Origin of the sequence: Companilactobacillus insicii (genome assembly GCF_003946015.1) — a bacterium.
In the GTDB taxonomy this organism is placed as follows: Bacteria; Bacillota; Bacilli; order Lactobacillales; family Lactobacillaceae; genus Companilactobacillus; species Companilactobacillus insicii.
Window position 1 is genome coordinate 1 of the sequence record NZ_RHNU01000040.1, and the last position, 20,751, is coordinate 20,751.

Annotated in this window: 23 protein-coding genes; 18 read left to right on the top strand and 5 right to left on the bottom strand. The window is 34.5% G+C overall.

What is annotated here, in order from left to right:
• Positions 1-126: 126 nt before the first annotated feature.
• Positions 127-1,533 carry a C69 family dipeptidase gene (locus EKM79_RS10630; RefSeq protein ID WP_125568612.1) on the bottom strand — a complete coding sequence of 469 codons (1,407 nt, stop codon included), beginning with the start codon at positions 1,531-1,533 and terminating at the stop codon, positions 127-129.
• Between the two features lie 237 nt (positions 1,534-1,770).
• Here EKM79_RS10630 and EKM79_RS10635 point away from each other — a divergent pair, with 237 nt between their 5' ends.
• From EKM79_RS10635 to EKM79_RS10660, 6 genes are all read left to right on the top strand, one after another.
• Positions 1,771-2,508: a class I SAM-dependent methyltransferase gene (locus EKM79_RS10635; RefSeq protein ID WP_425454033.1), complete on the top strand. Its 738-nt coding sequence runs from the start codon at positions 1,771-1,773 to the stop codon at positions 2,506-2,508.
• 63 nt (positions 2,509-2,571) lie between these two features.
• Positions 2,572-2,871, top strand: coding sequence for a DUF2316 family protein (locus EKM79_RS10640; protein ID WP_125568614.1), 300 nt, complete (start codon positions 2,572-2,574; stop codon positions 2,869-2,871).
• Between the two features lie 144 nt (positions 2,872-3,015).
• Positions 3,016-3,753, top strand: coding sequence for an amino acid ABC transporter ATP-binding protein (locus tag EKM79_RS10645; protein ID WP_125568616.1), 738 nt, complete (start codon positions 3,016-3,018; stop codon positions 3,751-3,753).
• A 12-nt stretch (positions 3,754-3,765) separates the two neighbouring features.
• Positions 3,766-5,226, top strand: coding sequence for an amidase (locus tag EKM79_RS10650; protein ID WP_125568618.1), 1,461 nt, complete (start codon positions 3,766-3,768; stop codon positions 5,224-5,226).
• Between the two features lie 14 nt (positions 5,227-5,240).
• Positions 5,241-6,098, top strand: coding sequence for a transporter substrate-binding domain-containing protein (locus tag EKM79_RS10655; protein ID WP_125568620.1), 858 nt, complete (start codon positions 5,241-5,243; stop codon positions 6,096-6,098).
• A gap of 20 nt (positions 6,099-6,118) precedes the next feature.
• Positions 6,119-6,742, top strand: coding sequence for an amino acid ABC transporter permease (locus EKM79_RS10660; RefSeq protein WP_246005674.1), 624 nt, complete (start codon positions 6,119-6,121; stop codon positions 6,740-6,742).
• 51 nt (positions 6,743-6,793) lie between these two features.
• Here EKM79_RS10660 and EKM79_RS10665 read toward each other — a convergent pair whose 3' ends face one another.
• A complete protein-coding gene (locus EKM79_RS10665; RefSeq protein WP_246005675.1) occupies positions 6,794-7,597 on the bottom strand; it encodes a mechanosensitive ion channel family protein in 804 nt (267 codons plus the stop codon).
• 237 nt (positions 7,598-7,834) lie between these two features.
• On the opposite strand from EKM79_RS10665, the gene EKM79_RS10670 reads away from it, so the two are divergent.
• The 3 genes from EKM79_RS10670 to EKM79_RS10680 are packed head-to-tail and all read left to right on the top strand — an operon-like array spanning position 7,835 to position 10,491.
• A complete protein-coding gene (locus EKM79_RS10670) occupies positions 7,835-8,404 on the top strand; it encodes an NADPH-dependent FMN reductase (protein ID WP_125568626.1) in 570 nt (189 codons plus the stop codon).
• A 21-nt stretch (positions 8,405-8,425) separates the two neighbouring features.
• Entirely contained in the window at positions 8,426-9,553 is a 1,128-nt protein-coding gene (locus EKM79_RS10675; protein ID WP_125568628.1) for an NAD(P)H-dependent oxidoreductase, read from the top strand.
• A 2-nt stretch (positions 9,554-9,555) separates the two neighbouring features.
• Positions 9,556-10,491 (top strand): FAD:protein FMN transferase, encoded by a 936-nt coding sequence (locus EKM79_RS10680; protein WP_125568630.1) that lies wholly within the window; start codon positions 9,556-9,558, stop codon positions 10,489-10,491.
• Positions 10,492-10,602: 111 nt separating this feature from the next.
• Here EKM79_RS10680 and EKM79_RS10685 read toward each other — a convergent pair whose 3' ends face one another.
• Positions 10,603-10,836, bottom strand: a complete 234-nt coding sequence (locus EKM79_RS10685; RefSeq protein WP_125568633.1) for a hypothetical protein — start codon at positions 10,834-10,836, stop codon at positions 10,603-10,605.
• 190 nt (positions 10,837-11,026) lie between these two features.
• On the opposite strand from EKM79_RS10685, the gene EKM79_RS10690 reads away from it, so the two are divergent.
• Complete coding sequence (locus EKM79_RS10690) at positions 11,027-11,617, top strand: helix-turn-helix domain-containing protein (RefSeq protein WP_125568635.1); 591 nt, start codon at positions 11,027-11,029, stop codon at positions 11,615-11,617.
• Positions 11,618-11,627: 10 nt separating this feature from the next.
• On the opposite strand, the gene EKM79_RS10695 is transcribed toward EKM79_RS10690, so the two are convergent.
• Positions 11,628-11,843 carry a hypothetical protein gene (locus EKM79_RS10695; protein WP_125568637.1) on the bottom strand — a complete coding sequence of 72 codons (216 nt, stop codon included), beginning with the start codon at positions 11,841-11,843 and terminating at the stop codon, positions 11,628-11,630.
• 84 nt (positions 11,844-11,927) lie between these two features.
• Between EKM79_RS10695 and EKM79_RS10700 the strand changes: the two genes are divergently transcribed.
• Together EKM79_RS10700 and EKM79_RS10705 are read left to right on the top strand one after the other, a co-directional pair.
• Complete coding sequence (locus EKM79_RS10700; protein ID WP_281273224.1) at positions 11,928-12,533, top strand: peptidylprolyl isomerase; 606 nt, start codon at positions 11,928-11,930, stop codon at positions 12,531-12,533.
• 18 nt (positions 12,534-12,551) lie between these two features.
• On the top strand, positions 12,552-12,902 hold the full coding sequence (locus EKM79_RS10705; protein ID WP_125568639.1) for a DUF2200 domain-containing protein: 351 nt from the start codon (positions 12,552-12,554) through the stop codon (positions 12,900-12,902).
• 70 nt (positions 12,903-12,972) lie between these two features.
• Here EKM79_RS10705 and EKM79_RS10710 read toward each other — a convergent pair whose 3' ends face one another.
• On the bottom strand, positions 12,973-14,136 hold the full coding sequence (locus tag EKM79_RS10710) for a cation:proton antiporter (protein ID WP_125568640.1): 1,164 nt from the start codon (positions 14,134-14,136) through the stop codon (positions 12,973-12,975).
• A gap of 274 nt (positions 14,137-14,410) precedes the next feature.
• On the opposite strand from EKM79_RS10710, the gene EKM79_RS10715 reads away from it, so the two are divergent.
• The 6 genes from EKM79_RS10715 to EKM79_RS10740 all read left to right on the top strand — a co-directional run bounded on the left by EKM79_RS10715 (position 14,411) and on the right by EKM79_RS10740 (position 20,346).
• A complete protein-coding gene (locus EKM79_RS10715) occupies positions 14,411-15,691 on the top strand; it encodes an ABC transporter substrate-binding protein (RefSeq protein WP_246005676.1) in 1,281 nt (426 codons plus the stop codon).
• Positions 15,692-15,746: 55 nt separating this feature from the next.
• Positions 15,747-16,556, top strand: coding sequence for a carbohydrate ABC transporter permease (locus tag EKM79_RS10720; RefSeq protein ID WP_246005677.1), 810 nt, complete (start codon positions 15,747-15,749; stop codon positions 16,554-16,556).
• Positions 16,549-17,367: a carbohydrate ABC transporter permease gene (locus EKM79_RS10725; RefSeq protein ID WP_125568644.1), complete on the top strand. Its 819-nt coding sequence runs from the start codon at positions 16,549-16,551 to the stop codon at positions 17,365-17,367. The genes EKM79_RS10720 and EKM79_RS10725 overlap by 8 nt, the downstream gene beginning before the upstream one ends.
• 10 nt (positions 17,368-17,377) lie before the next feature.
• Entirely contained in the window at positions 17,378-18,469 is a 1,092-nt protein-coding gene (locus tag EKM79_RS10730) for an ABC transporter ATP-binding protein (protein WP_125568646.1), read from the top strand.
• 5 nt (positions 18,470-18,474) lie between these two features.
• The gene (locus tag EKM79_RS10735; protein ID WP_125568648.1) at positions 18,475-19,320 is read left to right on the top strand and encodes a metallophosphoesterase family protein; all 846 of its coding nucleotides are present in this window, start codon (positions 18,475-18,477) and stop codon (positions 19,318-19,320) included.
• Between the two features lie 180 nt (positions 19,321-19,500).
• Complete coding sequence (locus EKM79_RS10740) at positions 19,501-20,346, top strand: aldo/keto reductase (protein WP_125568650.1); 846 nt, start codon at positions 19,501-19,503, stop codon at positions 20,344-20,346.
• Positions 20,347-20,751: the final 405 nt, after the last annotated feature.

A 20,751-nucleotide genomic window follows, 5' to 3' on the forward strand; every position in this document is an offset into this window, starting at 1 on the left:
AAAAGAACCATCAGAGAAATCCCATTAGATTTCTTTGATGGTTCTTTTTTTAGAGTCTAGAGTTTTGTCCCAGACTCATTTGTAGTTAGACTCAGAAGTTAAACGTGCTTTGTTGCGCTCTCTTATTTAATCATTCAAATTGTATCTAAGTTTCATGTGTTCAGAGCCCATAATAACCATGTCACCTAGCAATTTAGTTTGTAATTTTAAAGCTGTATCAGCTAATTTTGAATTGGCTTCTTCAAGTGTATTAGTAATATCTTTACTTGAAATAGCAGCGTCAGTCTCATTTTGAATTTTGCGATATGCACTCATGGCGTCTAATTCGTAATCGTTACGCATATCAACGTATAGGTCATAATCCGTATCACCTAATAAGGCGGTAGTTGTACTTAACCAATACATGTTGTTCAAATCAAAGGTTCCCGTGGCATCTTTGTAAGGAGCGGGAGTATCGTTAATATTCGTATAGAATGGAACGACTGTATTGAATGTATTAGCACCGTAAGCAATCCATTGAACTCCAGCAATTTCCGCAGGGACATTGTTTCTAACTTGTAGTATATGGACGTTGTGATTACGGTTAATTCCGATTGGACGGAATAACTTTTTGTCAGCTTCAGAACCATTACCGTAAGGGTCATATTTTGTATTTTCAAAGTGAGAACTCAAGACGAATTTCACATCTTCAATAGAAATCTTTCGATCAGCATGGCAAATAAAAGGAAGATCTTGTTCCATAGGATCTTGCTTGATTTCAGGATTGAAATATTGTTGACCATACCAAGTACGAGGATTGTTATAAACAGTGTCTTTGATAGTAGCACTGCCGAAAATATGCCGAAGGTTATATTTACCTTCTAAGTCAGGATTTAAATTGTATTTTTCAATTAAGCCTTTTAGATCGTCAGAACTCATCGTATCGTCAGATTCAAAATCGAAATTATCAATGTTCATACGATTGGGAGCCACAACATACGCATCATCAGGTACACGTTCAGCAGCCCAGTGATGTCCGCCGATTGTTTCTAACCACCAAACTTCATTATTATCAGAAAAAGCAATTCCGTTAGTTTCATAAGTACCATACTTTTGAACAATATCTCCAAGGCGTTGCACACCTTCACGAGCACTATGTACATATGGAAGAACTAGTGTAACTAAATCTTCTTCACCAACACCACCATCGACTAATGGATCAGCGCCGAGTACGCGTGAGTTAGTAGTAATAGTTTCAGTAGCTGACATTGTAACGTTGTCAATGTTAATTCCAGCAGCTGGCCAAATACCATTATCCAAGACAGCATTAGGCATTGATGTATAACGCATTGGATTATCAGGCAAGTCTATTTCTACTTTACTTATAACTGATTGGTAATGTCTTGGTTGATCTTCAGGTTGAACGACTACAAATCTTTGAGGGTCAAGAGCCTCATGGCCATCGTCATTTCTGGAAATAATAGTTGATCCGTCGATTGAAGCATCTTTACCAACTAGAATTGTTGTACATGAACCTTTAATTCGTTTTTTCATTGTGAAGGAACACTCCTTTTTTGAGATTATTAGATACCATTATAACCTTTATGAGGAACGTTAGAAAATATTTAATTTTGGATTCAAATGGATTCAAATTATAGTATGCTTTTAAATAATTGATATTGATAGGTACAATAGTGTTGAACTTTAAAGGGAGAAGATATGATGATTGCATTTAAGAGAGTAATACTCCATGTAGTACTCAAATAGAAAAATAACTACATGGAGATAATTATGAATAATATATATGATAATGAGAATTTTTTTGAAAAATATAGTCAAATGAATCGCAGTGTAAATGGTTTATCTGGAGCGGGTGAGTGGAGTACTTTGAAACCGATGTTACCTGGCTTTACGGATAAGGTGGTACTTGATCTTGGCTGTGGATATGGTTGGCATGATAGATATGCTGTAGATCACGGAGCAAGACAAGTTATCGGCGTTGATATGTCAGAGAAGATGCTGAAAGTAGCGAAGGATAAAACGGATTCTGACAAAATAAAATACCTACACGATGACATTACTCAAATTGATTTTGACGATGATAAATTTGATGTTGTAATTAGTTCACTTGCTTTACACTACGTTAAATCTTTTGAAGATATTGTAGAAAAAATACATGGATATTTGAAACCAGATGGGATTTTTATTTTTTCAGTCGAACATCCAATCTTCACTGCTCAGGGTAGTGAGGAATGGAACTACGATGGGAATGGTCAAATACAAGACTTTCCTGTTGATAATTACTTTTATGAAGGTAAAAGAGAAACTGACTTTTTAGATGAGAAGGTAGTTAAATATCATAAGACTTTGACTACGTATCTGGATGGGTTGCTCACGAATGGTTTTCAAATTAACAGAGTGGTGGAGCCTATGCCACCTAAAAATATGATGAATATCCCCGGAATGAAGGATGAAATGCGTCGGCCCATGATGCTTATTGTCTCCGCTACCAATAAAAAAATTATATAGGTTGAAAACTTTAGCCTTGCGCGATATTATACAGCTGAAGTCACATGTGCAGGAGGAATCACCATGTCATTGACAAAATCAGAAAAGGAAGCAACGGTTAGAGAATTACATGAGAATTTGGCTCAATCAGATTTGACTTTGGATGAAATTGCTCAAGATTTAGGAACTACTCCTGAAGTTATTGAGGAAGTATCTAATTTAAGAGTAAAATCGATCGAACAACCTTGGGTACTGCGAAATTATTTAATTAAAAAGATTATTTCACACGGTAAAGAACCCATATCTTTTACTGTTTTGGTTGGTGATTATCATAATTACAGTTTTTTGAATTCAGATTTTATAGATAAAGGTAAGATGGAATGATTATATTGGTATCTCATATATTGAGATGCCTTTTTTATATCCAAAAATCATTGATTTGTATTGATAAATTTATAAAGGCTTTTAATTGTAATTAATTAATTTAATCGGTATCTTTTAGATGTTCGCTTGTGAAAGGAAGGTGCTATGGAGAGAATAATTGCGGTTGATCAGCTTGTGAAGAGCTTTGAAAATGAAGAAGTTTTGAAGGGGATAGATCTATCAATAAATAAAGGCGAAGTGGTTGTGGTTATTGGACCATCAGGATCAGGCAAAAGTACATTGTTGCGTTGTCTTATAGGTCTAAACGATATCACAAATGGAAAAATATCAATTGAGGATGTAAATTTCACTAATGAGAAGCCGATTTCTAAATCTGCACGAATAAAAATGGGTTTTGTATTTCAGCACTTTAATTTGTTTCCTAATTTGTCAGTGTTAGACAACATTACGCTTTCACAAATAAAAAACAAAATCCAAACGGTAGCTGATGCCAAAAGTACAGCTTTGGAATTGCTGAAAAAAGTCAAGTTGGAAGATAAAGTAGACAGTCCTGTTACATCACTATCTGGTGGTGAACAACAACGAGTTGCTATCGCTAGAGCGTTAGCATTACATCCACAAATTATGTTGTTCGATGAACCTACTTCTGCGCTTGATCCAGAAACAGTCAAAGATATCTTGAACATTATTAAGGAATTAGCTCATACAGGGATGACAATGATTATTGTCACGCACGAAATGTCATTTGCTAAAGAAATTGCTGACAGAGTTATTTTTATGGATGATGGAAAGATATTGGAGGTAGATTCACCGGATAATCTATTTGATAAACCTCAACATCAGCGAACAAAGGACTTTCTTGACAAGATTATTTATATGTAGGGGGTAATTGACTTGAATGATGCGACGTATCTGGCTAGTTTATTAGAAAAGAACAAAATAAGTCGTAAAGAACTGATTGATGATGTTATTTGTCGTATTAAAAAAAGTAATAAATACTTAAATGCACTAGTTGATTTTGATGAGGATAAATATCGTGAAAGATATTTGAATGTTAATGATACGAAATTAGAGGACACAATCTTCAAGGGTATTCCAGTTCCCCTAAAAATATTGGGGCAGAGCAAGTATGGATTTGCAGATACTTCGGCATCAAGGTTGTTTAAGTACAATACTGCTACTAGGACAAATAATTTTGTTAAAAAAATGGAGCATCTAGGACTAGTACCAGTTGGCAAAACAAATGCACCAGAATTTGGGTTTAAAAATGTTACAGATTCAAAATTATATGGGGATAGTCATAATCCATGGAATTTGGACTTCTCATCTGGTGGATCTAGTGGGGGAGCAGCGTCCGCTGTAGCAAGTGGAATGTTCCCTCTAGCCGGAGCCAGTGATGGCGGAGGTTCTATCAGAATTCCAGCATCGTTCACAGGGTTGATAGGTTTGAAGCCAACTCGAGGAACAATGCCAGTTGGTCCTGGAGGATACCGAGGCTGGCAAGGTGCTTCAATTGATTTCGCATTGAATGTCTCAATGCGAGATACTATAAAATTATTTTACGGGATGAGAGGTATAACCTCTGTTTCTCCTTTTCAAGCTCCAAGGGTTGAGTGGTCTGGAGAGGTAACTAAATCAAAACTTAAAGTGGCTTATAGTTTTGAATCTCCACTAGGAACTAGTATTTCTGAGGATGCCAAATTTGCAATGTTAAAAGCGTTGCAAGTATTGGAAGACGCTGGATTTGAAGTCGTTCCAATCAAATATCCATTAAATGGTATTTCCTTGATGGATTCTTATTACAAGATGAATGCGGCTGAAACGGCCAAAATGTTTTGCTCAATATCATCAGCGATGAATCGAAAAATGACACAAGATGATATGGAATTGATGACCTGGGGCCTATATCGTTATGGATTGAATATTTCAGCGGTTGAGTATAGTCAATGCTTTGATGAATGGGACAAAGCAACTGAAATAATGGAAGATATTATTTTTAGCAACTTTGATTTGTTTATGACACCAACTACAGCCTATACAGCTCCCAATCTAAAGACAGATTTACAGTCCGATAAGATTCGAGAAGATTTAATGAATGTGGATGAGTTTTCAAAGGGAAGACAATCAGAAATTATTTATGACATGTTTTATGAAAGTTTGAAACTTACTCCATTTACACAATTAGCCAATCTAACAGGAGAACCGGCTATTAGTTTGCCAATTTGGATAGGTAAAAATAATCTACCATTAGGAATTCAATTTATGTCTGCTAAGGGACGGGAAGATATGTTATTTCGGATAGGAGAACTGTTCGAGAATACTAAAGCACTGGAACTACCAAAATATTATAGATAATTGAGGGATTAGATATGAATAAAAAAGTAGCGATAGGTTTAAGTTTTTTAGCAATGTTAGTTTTATTGGTTGCTGGATGTTCACAAAATGGCAATAATGCTTCGGATGATAGTTTGAAAAAAGTTAAGGATAAGAAGGAGGTGGTAATTGCTACATCAGGTACGTTGTTTCCTAGTTCTTATTACAATGATGATAACAAGTTGACAGGTTACGATATTGAAATAGTTAAGGAAGTCGCTAAGAGAATGGGAGTTAAGGCTAAGTTCAAGGAGTACAATGTCGACGGCCAAATTGCTTCACTAGAAAAGGGTGAAGCAGACGTTGCGGCTAACGATTTTGGTATTACGAAAGCCAAAGAGAAAAAGTTCATGCTGAGTTCACCAATAAAACATTCATTTGATAGTTTGATCGTTAGAAAATCAGATAGTTCAGGAATACATTCCTTAAAAGATTTGAAGGGTAAAAAAGCTGCGGGAGAACCCAATACTGGATATATGAAAATCGCTAAACAATATGGTGCACAATTAGTTACGTATGATAATGCTACTAATGATCAATATTTAACCGATGTTGCTAAGGGTAGAACGGATGTAATTATTAATGATTATTATCTTCAAAAAATGTCTGTTGCGGCGTTACCAAAAATTCCAGTTGAAATTTTAAAAGATGTTTATTTCAATGCTAATACATCAGGAATATTGATGAAAAAACAAAGCAAAACTCTGAAAGTAGAAATTGATAAGCAATTAAAGGCAATGAAGGACGATGGAACTCTTACTAAAATATCTAAAAAATTCTTCACGGACGATGTTTCAAGTAAACCAAAATATAATATTCAAAAGACAGTTAAAATTAAGGATAATAACGACTGATGCAATTAAATTTTGAACTAATGGTGAAGTCTATACCTTATATTTTACTGGGATTGCCATACACACTAGGATTGAGCTTATTGACATTTATTTTAGGAAATATTCTCGGAATATTAATTACAGCATTAGGGATGATTCCTAATAAAATTGTCAAAAAAATCGTTAGAATATATATATCTTTTATCAGAGGTGTACCGGCACTGGTAATTCTTTTTATTTTATACTTTGGTTTGCCGTATCAGTTGTCAGCATTAACGGCGACTATTATTTGTTTTACACTAACAAGTAGTGCGTTTATTAGTGAGATTTATCGTGGTGCAATTTCTGGTGTTGATGCCGGCCAATGGGATGCTGCCTATACACTTGATTTGGATTTTAGTACCACTATGATCAAGGTTGTCTTACCGCAAGCCATTCGTATATCTATTCCTTCCTTAGGGAATGTGGCTATGGATTTGTTGAAGGGAACTTCTTTGGCAGCCATGATTACAATTCCAGATATATTTCAACGTGCCAAGATTGTCGGGGGACGTTCGTTTGATTATATGTCGATGTACATTTTAGTGGCTTTGATTTATTGGAGTTTATGTATATTGATTGAGTTGATTCAAAAAAGAATTGAAAAAAGGGCTAATTATAACTAAAAAAATACTCCTAGTATTTACTTTTTAAGTAGATATTAGGAGTATTTGCCTTTATTTCGGTAATTCAATTCCAGCATTGTTTAAAGCTACTAGATATTTTTTCATCAAAACATTTTTTACGTTGTATTGTTCACCATGCTTAGAATAAGCAACTATTTGAATAACTAATGTACCATCATTTAAATTTGAAAAGCCTAATATACTAGGCTTCTGAGTGATTTTTAATCCCTTTATATCTAAGCCTTTATTAACATGTTCAATGACTTGTTTTATTTGATCGAATGGCGAATGGCTTGATACTGGTATTTCGATAAGAGCTCGCATATCATTGCGGGATTGATTACTGACGACAGTAATATTACGATTAGGGATGAAGTTCAATGTACCATCGAAGCTTTTGAGTTGCGTGGTACGAATTCCAACGTAAGTGACTGTGCCTTCGATGCCATTTACATTGATATAGTCTCCAACGCTGATTTGTTGTTCCAACAAAATGAAGAAGCCATTGACCATGTCAGATACGAATCCTTGTGCTCCAAGTCCAATTGCCAAACTGAATATCCCGGCTCCGGCAATTAATGTACCCACAGGAATTCCGATGGCTGATAAAATGGCGTAAATCCAAAAGAATAGTAGAACGTATCTGAAAATATTTAGGACTATTGTGTAAATTGTATCCATTTTGTTTTGAGGTATAGGATTTTTGCTTAGTTTTATATTGCTTTTGAAGATATGTTTAATTATTTTTTTGCCGATCCAATTTATTAGTAGAAGGACGACCGTTAATAAGATTAACTGTGTTACGACTGATAACACATGTTGAGCTATTCCTTCCCAGTCTACTTTGAAGAGCATGTTTTTTATGAATTGATTTATGTTAGCGGTAAGGTTCAAAATTATGCTTCCTTTCAGGGCTTATTATTATATCTTATGAGGTCATAAAAATAAAATTCCAATAATTTAAATGAAATATATAAGTTTGTATATATAAATCCTGAAAGCGCTTGCCTATATTCAGGAATAATATTAAAATTATATTTGTGAAGTATTTTGCAATTTGTATAAAATTAGCATTATAACGGGAGGTTACTTATGAAAATTGAGGCTATCGTAGGTTCTAACAAAAGATTATCTTACAATCGTAAATTATTACAATTTATGAAGAATCATTTTACTGGCGATGAAATACATATTAATGAGATAAAAGATTTTCCGATGTTCAATGAAAACTATCCGGATGGTGAGAAAGATCACGACCCAGAACTAGTTACGGAATTAGCTGAGAGAATTGAAGCAGCTGATGCTGTAATTATTGGGTGTCCAGAGTATAATCACTCGGTTCCATCAGCGTTAAAGAGTGTCATTGAATGGTTATCATATCGCATTCATCCATTACATGGCAAACCAATTATGATTGTTGGCGCATCAATTCATCCTCAAGGGTCCTCTCGTTCGCAAACACATTTGCGTGAAATCTTGGATTCTCCAGGTGTCTTCGCTGAAGTATTTCCTGGAAATGAATTCTTCTTGGGAACCGCTAAGACAGCCTTTGATGAAGATGGAGAATTGATTAATCAAGGAACTGTTGGCTTCTTGGAGCAGTGTTTTGAAGGATTCAAAAAGTTTGCGACAGAAATTGATGACTTTAATGGGGTCAAATAATTCAGGAAGGAAGAATGTCCTATGAAACTTGTTGCTATTGTCGGAACTAATGCTGATTTTTCATATAATAGAAAACTTTTGGAATATATGAAATGGCATTTTAGAAGAGCGGCTGAAATCGAAGTACTGGAAGTTAAACAGTTACCACCGTTCAATGAGGATTTACCTTACAGTGAACAAACTGAGGTTTGGAGATTCAACAATAAAATCAATAATGCTGACGGTGTTATTATTGCGACACCTGAATATGATCATTCAATTCCTGCTGCATTGAAGAGTGGGCTGGAATGGCTATCTTATAAGCACAAGACAATGAAAGAAAAGCCAGTTATGATCGTTGGTGTTTCTTACGGAACTCAAGGAACATCACGTGCTCAACAACAATTACGCCAAATGTTGTTATCACCAGATTTAAACTCAAATGTTCTTCCCGGTAATGAAGTTTTGATTGGAAATGCCGCGAAGACCTTTGACAAAAACGGTTTTGTGACAGATATTAAAGTTGTTCATAATTTGGAAGATAGCTTCGCAGCATTTAATAGATTTGTAAAATCAAATATGCGTTATCTAGAAGAGGGAGACGATAATATGACAGAACCACATATCAGTAGTGAAGCAAAAGTTCAATTTCGTACAGGTAGTTTGAAGGTTAAAGAAATTCAACAAATCTTTAACACATTACCATTTGAGATAGATTTTATCGATGATACAGACCACTTTGCATATTATTCAGATAAACCTAATCGTGAGCACGTACGCCATCCATCAGAAATTGGTGAAAGTGTAGAAGAATGCCATCCACCAAAGGCTCTTCCAGCTGTTAAGGCTATCATGGATTCATTCAAACTTGGTACAAAAGACCATGTTGAACGTTGTTTGCCATTGAATGGTCATAAAGTATGGATCAATTATTATGCTGTTCGTGATGAAAATGGCAGATACCTAGGAACTATGGAATTCACAGGCAATGTTGGCCATCTAGTTAACTTGGTCAAAGATGGTAAGTTTGATGGATTCCCAGATGCTACATCGGGTGCCTCAAAGCATGATGATGATTCTGAAGCAACTGGACCAGTAGCTTCAGAATCTGCCGATGCAACAACTGGTGCTTCAGAACATGACGAAGAGAATGAAGATAAGACGGAATAGTTATGATAGATGATTTAGCACAACATCGAGTTGATAAAACGGGTTATGCGCTTGGAACAACCATCAATTTAACAACTTTTGGAACAATAGATGACAGTGGAGTTAACAAAGCTTTTAATTTGATTCAAGAATATGAAGATTTATTAACTGTCAATAGATCTCATTCAGAAGTTATGGCGATTAACCATTCGTCAGGAATTGGTGCCGTTCAAGTTTCTAGTGCTACTTATAGCTTGGTAAAAACGGCTATAAATTATAGTCGACAGAATTTTGGATTTAATACAACTATTGGACCATTAGTTAAGCTATGGAAAATAGGATTTGTTGGCGCAAATATACCCAACGATGATGATATCAAAGAACGAATGAAATTAATCAGCCCCGATGATGTTGAATTAAATGATCATGATTTGTCGGTCTATCTAAAAAAATCAGGCATGGAATTAGACCTTGGTGGTATAGCTAAGGGTTATATTGCCGACAGAATTCGTGATTTATGGCGTGCTATGGGAATTGCCAGTGGAATCATTGATCTTGGTGGCAATATTCTTTTTGTTGGTGAAAGTCCAACTCATAGTGATAAGCGCTGGATAGTAGGTGTACAAGACCCAACGAGTGATCGTGGTGAGACAATTGGCAACGTCCAAATTGGTGAATGCTCAGCAGTTACTACCGGAATTTATGAACGTTATTTAGAAATCAATGGTAAAAAATACCACCATGTAATTGATCCTAGAACCGGATATCCCCTGGAGACTGATTTAGCCGGTGTAACAGTTTTTGTAAAAAACTCAATTGAAGGTGAATTAGAAGCTAAACGTTTGTTCTTCGCCGATGGACCTATCCCTGATTGGGGAGTCGGTAATGCAGACATTTATGGCGCCGTATTGATATACAAAGATGGTAGTTTTACAGCTATTGATGTTAATGTTATTTAAGAATAGAGCGTTTAAAATACCCTCGTATTTACGTAAGTAAATGCGGGGGTATTTGTAGCTAAACGGAAGAAGTTGTGTTGCGTCGCGTGTTTACGTCACGAACTCTTCTTTTTATTCATTCTCAAACTTATCAATCATGCGCCTTAATTCGTCACAAAAATTATAGTACAAATCATCTTTTCCCCATTCAAAGAATCTGTTAGGTTCTACTGTGTCTAGTAATGCCAAAGCAGCTTTAACCTTTAAGTCATCACCAAAGTAGTTAATTTGCGAATTTTCTGAAATTAGTATTTTTAATACTTCTCCGGATCCCAAATCATGTCGTTCAATACCCATTTTTGCCATGAGGTTTATCTCCTATTTTAAAGTTGTCGTTTTTGACGACATATTTAAAATTTCGAGATTTATACGTAATAGACCTTTTTAAAGTTCTAGCGTTATAACGACAAGAATGTATAATTATGAATATAAAAATGGTGATTGCAACGATTTAGAGCGTGCAAAAACGTATTAAATTAGGAATAGGGGTGCTATATTGTCACTAGAACTTGGAAATCAAATCAAAAAATTCCGAACCGATGCAGAAATGACCCAAAATGATTTGGCTGATAAGCTGAATGTTTCGCGACAAACTATTTCAAAATGGGAGTTAGAACGAAGCTATCCAGATATTGAGTCATTGATTACCTTGAGTAAAGTATTTGGTGTCACTGTGGATTCATTGTTAGGATTAACTGATAAAAATGATTCTCCTAGATCAAATAACGATAAAGCTGAAAAGAAGCGAGTAACAAGGCTTCTTAAGGGGTATATTATGAAAACTAGAGACGAAAAGGTCAAAGTAATGATGGATCAAATTAGTGCTGCGTATTCTGATCCTGAAGTCAAGAAACATCCCAATGTTATGAAGTTTTTGTTTGATGAAGCTAAAGATCTTGATAAGAATGAAAATTACGATGTTGTTGCTTCAAGATTATGCAAGGAGATATCGCTTTATTCTTTTGAGCATCCTAAAGAGCCATTGAAAGGATTGAATACTTTATACTATCAAGTTAAAGGTTATGCTACTAAATACGACGGGATAGCCATTGCAGCAATGATGTTACCAGTGTGGGGTGGTCAATAAGATCTTGATCTTATAAGTACTGAACGGCCTTTTTTAAGTTGCTGCATAATTTAATAAATTCATCATATTCACATTGACTACTTCCATCGAGATCATCCAAAGATTCTATTAAGGCAATTGCAGCTTTTATCCGTAGTTCATTTGTAAAAGTGTTGTTGCCAGTAATGTTAATTGTTAATTTATCATCATTTAGGAAGTCATGGTTGATGATTTCTAACGTGTTCATAAAAAAACTCCTTTGATATAAGTTCAGATTTAAGTTATACCTTACAATTATTGGTATAATTTAAATTACGAGAAAAATATTAAAATGAACTTCGAAAGGAATAAAAAAATGTATCCTCAATTAGATTTAGATAACGCAACAGGTACTAAAGTCACTATTAAAACAAATCATGGTGATATCAAAATTCAATTATTTGATGAATTAGTACCTAAAACAGTAAAGAATTTTGTTGAATTGGCTAAGAAAAATTACTATAACGGAGTTATTTTCCACCGTGTTATTCCTGATTTTATGATTCAAGGTGGCGACCCTACAGGAACTGGTATGGGTGGCGAAAGTATTTATGGTGATGCTTTTGAAGATGAATTCTCTGATGAATTATTTAATTTAGATGGAGCATTATCGATGGCTAATGCTGGTCCTAATACTAATGGTAGCCAATTCTTTATTGTTTCCAATCAAAATATGCCTAAGCGTATGATTAAACAAATGGCACCTGCTGGTTATCCAGAAGAAATTATTGCTGCATATAAGAATGGTGGTACACCTTGGTTGGATCACAGACATACAGTATTCGGACAAGTTATTGATGGTATGAATGTTGTAAGGGAAATCGCAAAAGTTAAGCGTGATCGTAATGACAAGCCTAATGAAGATGTTGTTATGGAAAGTGTTGAAATAGCTGATTAAATATTAGGAGATTGACCAATGGCTAATACTCGTATATTTGAAATGACTTTTAGTAGTATTTATCCAATGTATGTTAATAAGGTTGAACGTAAAGGACAGCCTAAAGAAAATGTCGATATTGTTATTTGTTGGCTCACAGGATATAGTGATTCGGATTTAAAAAAACAAATAAATTCAAAATCTACAATGGAAGAATTTTTCCAACAAGCACCGCATCTTAATGGTAATGCGTCTCTTATTACTGGAGTTATTTGCGGTGTTCGTGTCGAAGACATTGAAGATCCGTTAATGAAAAAGATTCGTTATATGGATAAATTAGTTGATGAAGTTGCCAAAGGTAAGTCAATGACTAAAATTCTGCGTAAGTAATGCAAAATTTGTTTATATTATTATTAAAAAAATCGTTCTCAATTCTTAGGTTGAATTGGGAACGATTTTTTTAATTCAGATCTTGAGGAGATGATTTAGCTGCATGTTTAAGTAAGAATGGTGCGATTAACGTCGTTAGAATAACAGCTGCAATAATTGCTGAATAATAATCTGAAGAAATCAACTTGGATTGATAACCAATTTGAGCGATTATTAACGCCATTTCTCCACGAGATACCATTCCGGCACCAACCATGTACGATTCGTTTAGGCTAAAATTCGATATTTTAGCACCTAATCCAGCACCAAATAGCTTAGAAATTATGGCAATGATAGTTAGAACGACAATGAACCAAAGGTCATTTTGAATGCCATTTAATGTCATATTCAATCCGATACTTACGAAGAAAACTGGAATAAAAATAGCATATCCAATTGGTTCAATACTGCGATCGACTTCGTCTCGAACCTTTGTTTGCGAGATGGCAATTCCGGCAAAGAATGCACCAACTACTGAGCTTAAACCAATTAGGTCAGCTATATAGGCCATTCCGAAGCATAAAATCATTGCCATTATAGTCGGACCTACTGGAATAAATAACTTTTCACCGATTTTTGCCATATAAGGTGCAACGAATTTTACGACAAAGTAGATAGCGACAAAGTAAATAATTTGTTCTGTAAATGTAATGAATAATGATGGTCCACCAGATGAAGTCTTGCCACCACCTAGTAGACTAACCATTACACTTAAAATAACTACGGCTAAGATGTCATCTACTACAGCAGAACCAAGAATAGTAGCACCAGCTTTACCATTTAAGACATTTAACTCTTTTAGAACTGCTACAGATATAGATACAGACGTAGCTGCAAAAATAACACTCAAGAATAAGCTTTCAACTGCATTCATGTGGAACATCATACCAACTCCGTAAGTAAGAGCAACAGGTACAATTACACCAAGAATTGCCACTAAGAAGCTGGGCTTGAGGTATTTTTTGAGTAATTGCATATCACTCTCAATACCTGCTATGAACATAAGGATTATTACACCCATTTCTGAAAAAACGTGGATAAATTCAGTTGGTTTAACCCAATTTAGAATTGCTGGACCCAAAACAATACCGATCAGTAGTTGACCAATTACTGCTGGAACACCGATTCGAGATGAATAGTGTCCAACAATAGTTGTTGCGATTAATATTAGGACTAATATTCCTAAAAAACCCATAATTTATATTTCTCCTTTATTAGATGAAAAAAGCTCCAAAATAATCCTCCTCACACCCCTGAGAAGGAACTACCTTGAAGCTTTCGCCAACCGATTTACTATATTTAATTTATAACATGATAACATAACATATTTATTGGTGCATAGTCAGTTGCTTAAAAAAATATTGGCATAAAAATTTCTAAATATAAAATCTTTACACAAACAATACATTAAGTATATAAGAAATATACATTTCTTTTCTAATATTAATCACATATTAGGAGGGAAAAAATTGAAAACAAAATATTTTAAGCAATTTTTAGCTTTGGTTGGACTAGCTTTGATGGCAGTGATTTTTGCTGGTTGTTCATCAACCTCTAAAACCTCAGCCAAATCAGTAACACATATCACGTATTGGCACGTCAATGCTCAAACTCAAGGTGGTGCGACTGTTGACGAATTAGTTAAAGAGTTCAATAAGACCCACAAAAATATTAAGGTCACTGCTAAGTATAATCCAAATATGTATCAAGGATTGATGCAAAACCTACAATCTGCACAAGCTTCTGGTAAGGTACCTGATGTTACTCAAGTAGGTTGGGCTTACGATAATTACTTTGCAAGTAATTTTAAGTACATGACACCAACTGATGCCGCAAAGAAGTTTGATGGTAATGATAAGTTTATTACTGATCATTTCACAACTAAGACTTTGTCATTCGCTAAGGATGCCAATAAGAAATTAGTGGGATTGCCATATTCATTAAGTACTCCAGTTTTATTTGTTAATAATGATTTATTGAAACAATACAATGTTGATGTTAAATCTCTTGACACTTGGGAAGGTGTACAAAAAGCCGCAAAGAGTATTAACAAACAAAGTGGTAAATATGGATTGTACATTCAAGAACCAGGTGATACATGGGCACAACAAGCAATTATGTTAAGTAACGGTGCTGATATTCAAAAGAATGGTAAAGCAGCATTTGCTAGTTCAAATGGTGAAGGTGCATACAAGTTATATCAAGAAATGGTAACTGACAAGACGGCTTTACATACTCCATGGGCACAAGGTATGGATTCATTTGTTAAGGGTGATGTTGCTATGGCATTTACAACAATTGCTCAAGCTTCGCATATCAAGAAGGGTGCCAGTTTTAATGCTAGTGCCATTATTGCTCCTCATTTTGAAGGCCGTAAGACTACTGTTCCAGTTGGTGGATCAATGTTGGCTATTACTGCTCAAGATCCTACACAACAAAAGGCTGCATGGGAATTTGAAAAGTTCATGTTCAAAGCTAGTTCATCAGTTACTTGGAGTAAGGGAACAGGTTATTTACCTCCAACTAAAGACGCATTAGATTCAAAAGAATTTAAAGATTATGTTGGTGAAAATCCAATGTTAGTACCTGCAGTAAATACGCTAGACAAGGCGATTCCATGGACTTCATTCCCTAAGAATGGTTTACAAGCAGAACAAGCAATGATCGATGCTCGTGACAAGATTTTATCTGGTAGTGATATTTCTTCTACACTAAAATCAGCACAGGAAAAGATCAATGCACAGCAATAAAAAGATATTACCATTTTTATATTTATTACCTACGGGACTTTTATTGACGATTTTTATGATAATTCCAATTATTTACACGTTTTATTTAAGTTTCTTTGATTGGAATTTGATAGCACCTACAAAAGATTTTGTAGGAATGAGAAACTATGTCGAAGTTTTCACGGATCCAGTTAATCAGAAGGTATTAATTAATACTTTCTTCTACATTATTTTGTTACTAATTTTGAATTTTGTTATTCCCTACATTATTTCGCTAATAGTCAAATTCTTTATTAAGAAGATGCAGGGAGCTTATAAGATTGTTTTTTTCATACCTAGTTTGTTTTCGTTGGTTGTTGGAGCAATGATTTTTTCATGGATTTTGAATCCAGTATCTGGTCCAGTGGCATTTTTATTTAGGGAAAGTGGATTTGTTTTACCTAATTGGACCAATTCAGGTGCCTTAGCGATTGTTGTTTTATGTTTGATCACTAATTGGAAGGTTTTTGGATATAATTTTATTTTATTACTGACTGGTTTAGGATCTATTCCTAAAAACATCATAGACGCTACAACGATTGATAGAATCCCTAAATGGCGAATGATTTGGAATATCATCTTGCCGATGAACAAGAGTATTGCGATTTATGTTTTGATTTTGACAATTGTTCAAGGTCTGCAATATGTTTTTACACCAACCAATGTCATTACAACCGGTGGCCCATATTATGGATCATCTAATGTCCTATATCATACGTACCTGAATGCTTTTGTTCTCTACAAAACAGGTAATGCTTCGGCGTTAGCAATCACAACTTTTTTGATTTTTTTAGTACTACTCTACTTAGAAATCAAGTTTGTGGAAGGCAGGTCGAAGTATGAATAGTAAAAAGAACGTATTATGGCATCTACCTTTAATAATTATTGGGCTAGTTGCTTTGTTACCAGTAGTGTTTATGATTTCTAACTCTTTCAAAACATTACAAGAATCATATCAATCCATACTTAATTTAATTCCTACTAAACCTACGATAGATAACTACACTACCTTGAATCACCAAGTTAACTTAATTCGTTTAATCTGGAATACGTTTTTTATGGCAACAATAGTTACCTTAGGTAAGCTTTTAACCGGTCTATTAGCTGCATATGCTTTTAGATATTTCCAATTTAAGCATAAGAGTTTCATTTATTTATTATTTGTCGCTACGATTTTTGTACCGTTCACTATTGTTATGATTCCTAATTACTTGGTTATTGCCAAGCTAAACTTACTGAATAGTGTCATTGGAGTTGCGCTACCACAATTGTGTGATGCAACAGGAATTATGATTTTCCTAAAGACAATGGAGAAGATTCCAAGTAGTTTATTTGATTCATTGAAAATTGATGATATTCCTAATCGACGAATCTTCTTCAATATTGTTTTACCAATTTTAAGACCAAGCATTATTAGTGTGGGGGCAATGTTCTTTATTAATTCATGGAATGAGTACGTTTGGCCAACATTGATTTTGAAAGACAAGGGTAGCTTTACTTTACCGTTAGCACTTCAAAATTATATTTCTAGTGAGGGTGGTACCAATTTCCCATTAGCTATGGCGCTTTCGTCGATCATGATTGTTTTACCGTTGATTATCTATTTAATATTTCAACGTTATATTTTGAACAGTATTAGTAATAGTGGACTGAAGTAAGGGGTATAAGATGAGCGATAATAATGCAACTATAGAATTAAAAGAGATTACTAAGGAATTCAAAAGCACCAAAGTTATCGATCAGCTTAATTTGAAAATTGCAGCTGGAGAATTTCTAGTTTTACTCGGTCCTTCTGGATGTGGTAAATCAACCACTTTACGGATGATTGCAGGATTAGAGTCTGTGAGCAATGGTGAAGTATTGATTGACGGAGATGATTTGAACAACAAAGCAAATGATGGTCATACAATCGCAATGGTTTTCCAGGATTATGCTCTATATCCAAATATGACTGTTTATCAAAACTTAGAATATGCTTTAAAAGTTCATAAAGTTCCTAAAGACGAAAGAAGTTTACGATTAGAATCTATTTTAGAAACGTTGAATCTGACTAAGTATAAGGATCGTTTACCATCAGAATTATCTGGTGGTCAAAAACAACGTGTGGCGCTTGGCAGAGGAATGGCAAAGAAAAGTAAAATATTCCTTTTGGATGAACCGTTATCTAATATTGATGTTCAATTGCGAGAAAAGGCTAGAGACGAGATTCAAAATCTTCATGATCGGAATAAACAAACCATTGTTTATGTGACACATGATCAGTTAGAAGCTATGGCATTAGGTGATCGTATCGCTGTTATGAATGATGGCATAATTCAAATGGTAGATACTCCAGATAACATTTATAAAAATCCTACTAATTTGTTTGTAGCTAAGTTTATCGGAACTCCTCAAATAAATATTTTGGATGTTAAGTATCAAGATGGATATTTATTAATAGCAAATCAAAGAGTAGTTCGGGTTAAACAAACAGCCAATATTGAACCTAATGATTATTTACTAGGAATACGACCAGAGCACATTAAGCTTAGTAAAGAGTCAGATGAGGATTTATCTATTCCCGCAGTAGTAACGAAGATTGTTGACTATGGAAGATTTACTCAACTAACACTTGAATTAGATGAGAAATATACTATTAAAGCAGTGACTAAAGATATTAATTGTAATATTGGTGATACTCTTTATGTTCGAATTGAAGAGCAAACAAGTATTATTTTTGACAAAGATTCTCAAAAAAATATTTATTGGGATAGGGTTTAATCTTAATGAAAACTAATAAGTTAAAAATAGTTCAGATAACTGATACTCACTTAACACCCAGGGATGCCAGACCATCCAATCATCAAAGGGTTGATCCTTATATTAAATTGCAGAATGTTTTTCAAGATGTTGAATTAATGCCTGAACGGCCAGATATGGTTGTTATCAGTGGTGACTTAGTTCATGAAGGTGTTGAATTCGATTATGCTAAGTTAAGGGATATTATTGATTATCAGAGTAAAAGGCTTCATGTTCCTATTTACGTGATACTGGGTAATCATGACCGCACAGATGCTTTTTACCGTGGTTATTTAGGAGATGAACCAAAAGAAAAGTACTATTATAGTATCGCAACAGGGTTATGCGATATTTATTTCTTGGATAGTACTTATGGAAATATCGAACAGGGATATATCAGTCAAGATCAACTGGATTGGTTGGACAATTCTCTGAAATCTTCAGATAAGAAAATGTCACTGATCTTTATGCACCATCCAATTGATGGTCCTGCAGTTACACATATGCGTTATAGCATTTTACAGAATGGTGATAAGTTACTTGATATCGTTCGTGATAGTAATGTTGAAGCTATATTTTCAGGTCATATCCATTTCACAACTGAGTTTAATCGTGAAAACATTTTATGCAGTACAGCGGATTCTAGTGCTTATCATATTAATTGTGATAATCACAATAATCACTTAGTAATGGATGCGACTAGTTATAATATCATCACTGTGGAAGATGGAAAAGTTGGAATTGAAACTAGATCTCTTTTGATACATGATGAGATTATCAATCAAGTACCAATCGATAATACGGATTTTGTAGATCCTAATATTTTTAAATAACAAACAGCTGATATCTATATATAGTAGGTATCAGCTATTTTACTTTGCCGTTGATATGGTTCTCATTAAATTTGTTAATAAAATAGAATAAATTTCTTGCTATAAAGCCCACTTTAAGGTTTATCATGCAGTTACTGATTGAGAGAGATCAGTTTTAAACCTATTAAAGAAGGTATTCAAATGACACAATTAACAGAAACTTTTAATTTATATAATGATGTAAAAATTCCCCAAGTAGCATTTGGGACATGGCAAATACCAGCAAATAAGGCTCATAAAGCAGTTCTTGATGCTTTGACAGTTGGTTATCGTCATATCGATACTGCACTAGCCTATGGAAATGAAAAAGAGGTTGGTCAGGCAGTCCGTGATTCAGGAATTGACCGTGATGAAATATTTGTAACTTCTAAATTACCCGGTGAAACTAAAACATATGATGGTACATTGAGAGATTTCAATACAACAATGAATAATCTTGATATAGACTACTTAGATTTGTACTTAGTACATGCTCCATGGCCATGGGGACAAATGGGATCTAATTATGACAAAGAAAACTTAGATGTATGGCGTGCAATGGAAGAGATTTACGCAACAGGCCGTGTTAAGGCAATTGGTGTTTCAAACTTCAATGTTCATGATCTTAAGAATGTTATGGCAACCGCTAAAGTAAAGCCAATGGTTGATCAAATTCAATATTACGTTGGATACACTGAACCGAAGATCACACAATATTCGAAAGAAAATGATATTTTAGTCGAAGCATATTCACCACTTGCTACAGGTGGACTAGTCGATAATAAGGATATTAATGAGATTGCTACAAAGTATAATGTGAGTGTTCCTCAATTGGCAATCAAGTTTGTTATCCAAAATGGGGTATTACCACTACCTAAGGCTACACAACTTCCTCATATAGAAGCTAACGCTAAGCTAGACTTTACAATTAGTGATGATGATATGAATAAGTTGAATCAAATGCCAGATACAGCACCAATGGCATTTCATAATCCAACACAAGAGTAAAAGTAAGGCATTCCTCAAAGGGGATGCCTTTTTGTTTGCTGTAATCTTGGAATATCAGGTTGTGTAGAATTATGTCACAGTCCCTTGCGTGATTTGTTGACATATTATAGTAGAGTTCTGTACAATATTAAGCGAAGTCGCAGTTGAAATAGTCGCTTATAAAAGTATTTTCAAAAAAAATGAAAAAAGTTTTAAAAAGTACTTGCAATGATGATAACCAACTAGTAATATATATCTTGTTGTTGCGACAGATGCAACGGCGACAACGACTTGAGAGCTTCCAGCTCGATAGTCATTGAAAAATTATTTTAAAAAGTTCTTGACATCATGTTTTGAACTTGATAAACTAATTAAGTCGCTTGTTAAGAAGTTCACTTCTTAACAGCTAGTAGACCTTTGAAAACT

Excerpts from the sequence above, each read along its gene's own strand:
- EKM79_RS10705 (WP_125568639.1), top strand. The coding sequence starts at position 12,552 with ATGGCTAATACTCGTATATTTGAAATGACTTTTAGTAGTATTTATCCA.
- EKM79_RS10635 (WP_425454033.1), top strand. The coding sequence starts at position 1,771 with ATGAATAATATATATGATAATGAGAATTTTTTTGAAAAATATAGTCAA.
- EKM79_RS10730 (WP_125568646.1), top strand. The coding sequence starts at position 17,378 with ATGAGCGATAATAATGCAACTATAGAATTAAAAGAGATTACTAAGGAA.
- EKM79_RS10710 (WP_125568640.1), bottom strand. The coding sequence starts at position 14,136 with ATGGGTTTTTTAGGAATATTAGTCCTAATATTAATCGCAACAACTATT.
- EKM79_RS10640 (WP_125568614.1), top strand. The coding sequence starts at position 2,572 with ATGTCATTGACAAAATCAGAAAAGGAAGCAACGGTTAGAGAATTACAT.
- EKM79_RS10735 (WP_125568648.1), top strand. The coding sequence starts at position 18,475 with ATGAAAACTAATAAGTTAAAAATAGTTCAGATAACTGATACTCACTTA.
- EKM79_RS10670 (WP_125568626.1), top strand. The coding sequence starts at position 7,835 with ATGAAAATTGAGGCTATCGTAGGTTCTAACAAAAGATTATCTTACAAT.
- EKM79_RS10645 (WP_125568616.1), top strand. The coding sequence starts at position 3,016 with ATGGAGAGAATAATTGCGGTTGATCAGCTTGTGAAGAGCTTTGAAAAT.
- EKM79_RS10695 (WP_125568637.1), bottom strand. The coding sequence starts at position 11,843 with ATGAACACGTTAGAAATCATCAACCATGACTTCCTAAATGATGATAAA.
- EKM79_RS10720 (WP_246005677.1), top strand. The coding sequence starts at position 15,747 with ATGATAATTCCAATTATTTACACGTTTTATTTAAGTTTCTTTGATTGG.
- EKM79_RS10630 (WP_125568612.1), bottom strand. The coding sequence starts at position 1,533 with ATGAAAAAACGAATTAAAGGTTCATGTACAACAATTCTAGTTGGTAAA.
- EKM79_RS10680 (WP_125568630.1), top strand. The coding sequence starts at position 9,556 with ATGATAGATGATTTAGCACAACATCGAGTTGATAAAACGGGTTATGCG.
- EKM79_RS10725 (WP_125568644.1), top strand. The coding sequence starts at position 16,549 with ATGAATAGTAAAAAGAACGTATTATGGCATCTACCTTTAATAATTATT.
- EKM79_RS10700 (WP_281273224.1), top strand. The coding sequence starts at position 11,928 with ATGAACTTCGAAAGGAATAAAAAAATGTATCCTCAATTAGATTTAGAT.
- EKM79_RS10685 (WP_125568633.1), bottom strand. The coding sequence starts at position 10,836 with ATGGCAAAAATGGGTATTGAACGACATGATTTGGGATCCGGAGAAGTA.
- EKM79_RS10675 (WP_125568628.1), top strand. The coding sequence starts at position 8,426 with ATGAAACTTGTTGCTATTGTCGGAACTAATGCTGATTTTTCATATAAT.
- EKM79_RS10665 (WP_246005675.1), bottom strand. The coding sequence starts at position 7,597 with ATGCTCTTCAAAGTAGACTGGGAAGGAATAGCTCAACATGTGTTATCA.
- EKM79_RS10740 (WP_125568650.1), top strand. The coding sequence starts at position 19,501 with ATGACACAATTAACAGAAACTTTTAATTTATATAATGATGTAAAAATT.
- EKM79_RS10660 (WP_246005674.1), top strand. The coding sequence starts at position 6,119 with ATGGTGAAGTCTATACCTTATATTTTACTGGGATTGCCATACACACTA.
- EKM79_RS10655 (WP_125568620.1), top strand. The coding sequence starts at position 5,241 with ATGAATAAAAAAGTAGCGATAGGTTTAAGTTTTTTAGCAATGTTAGTT.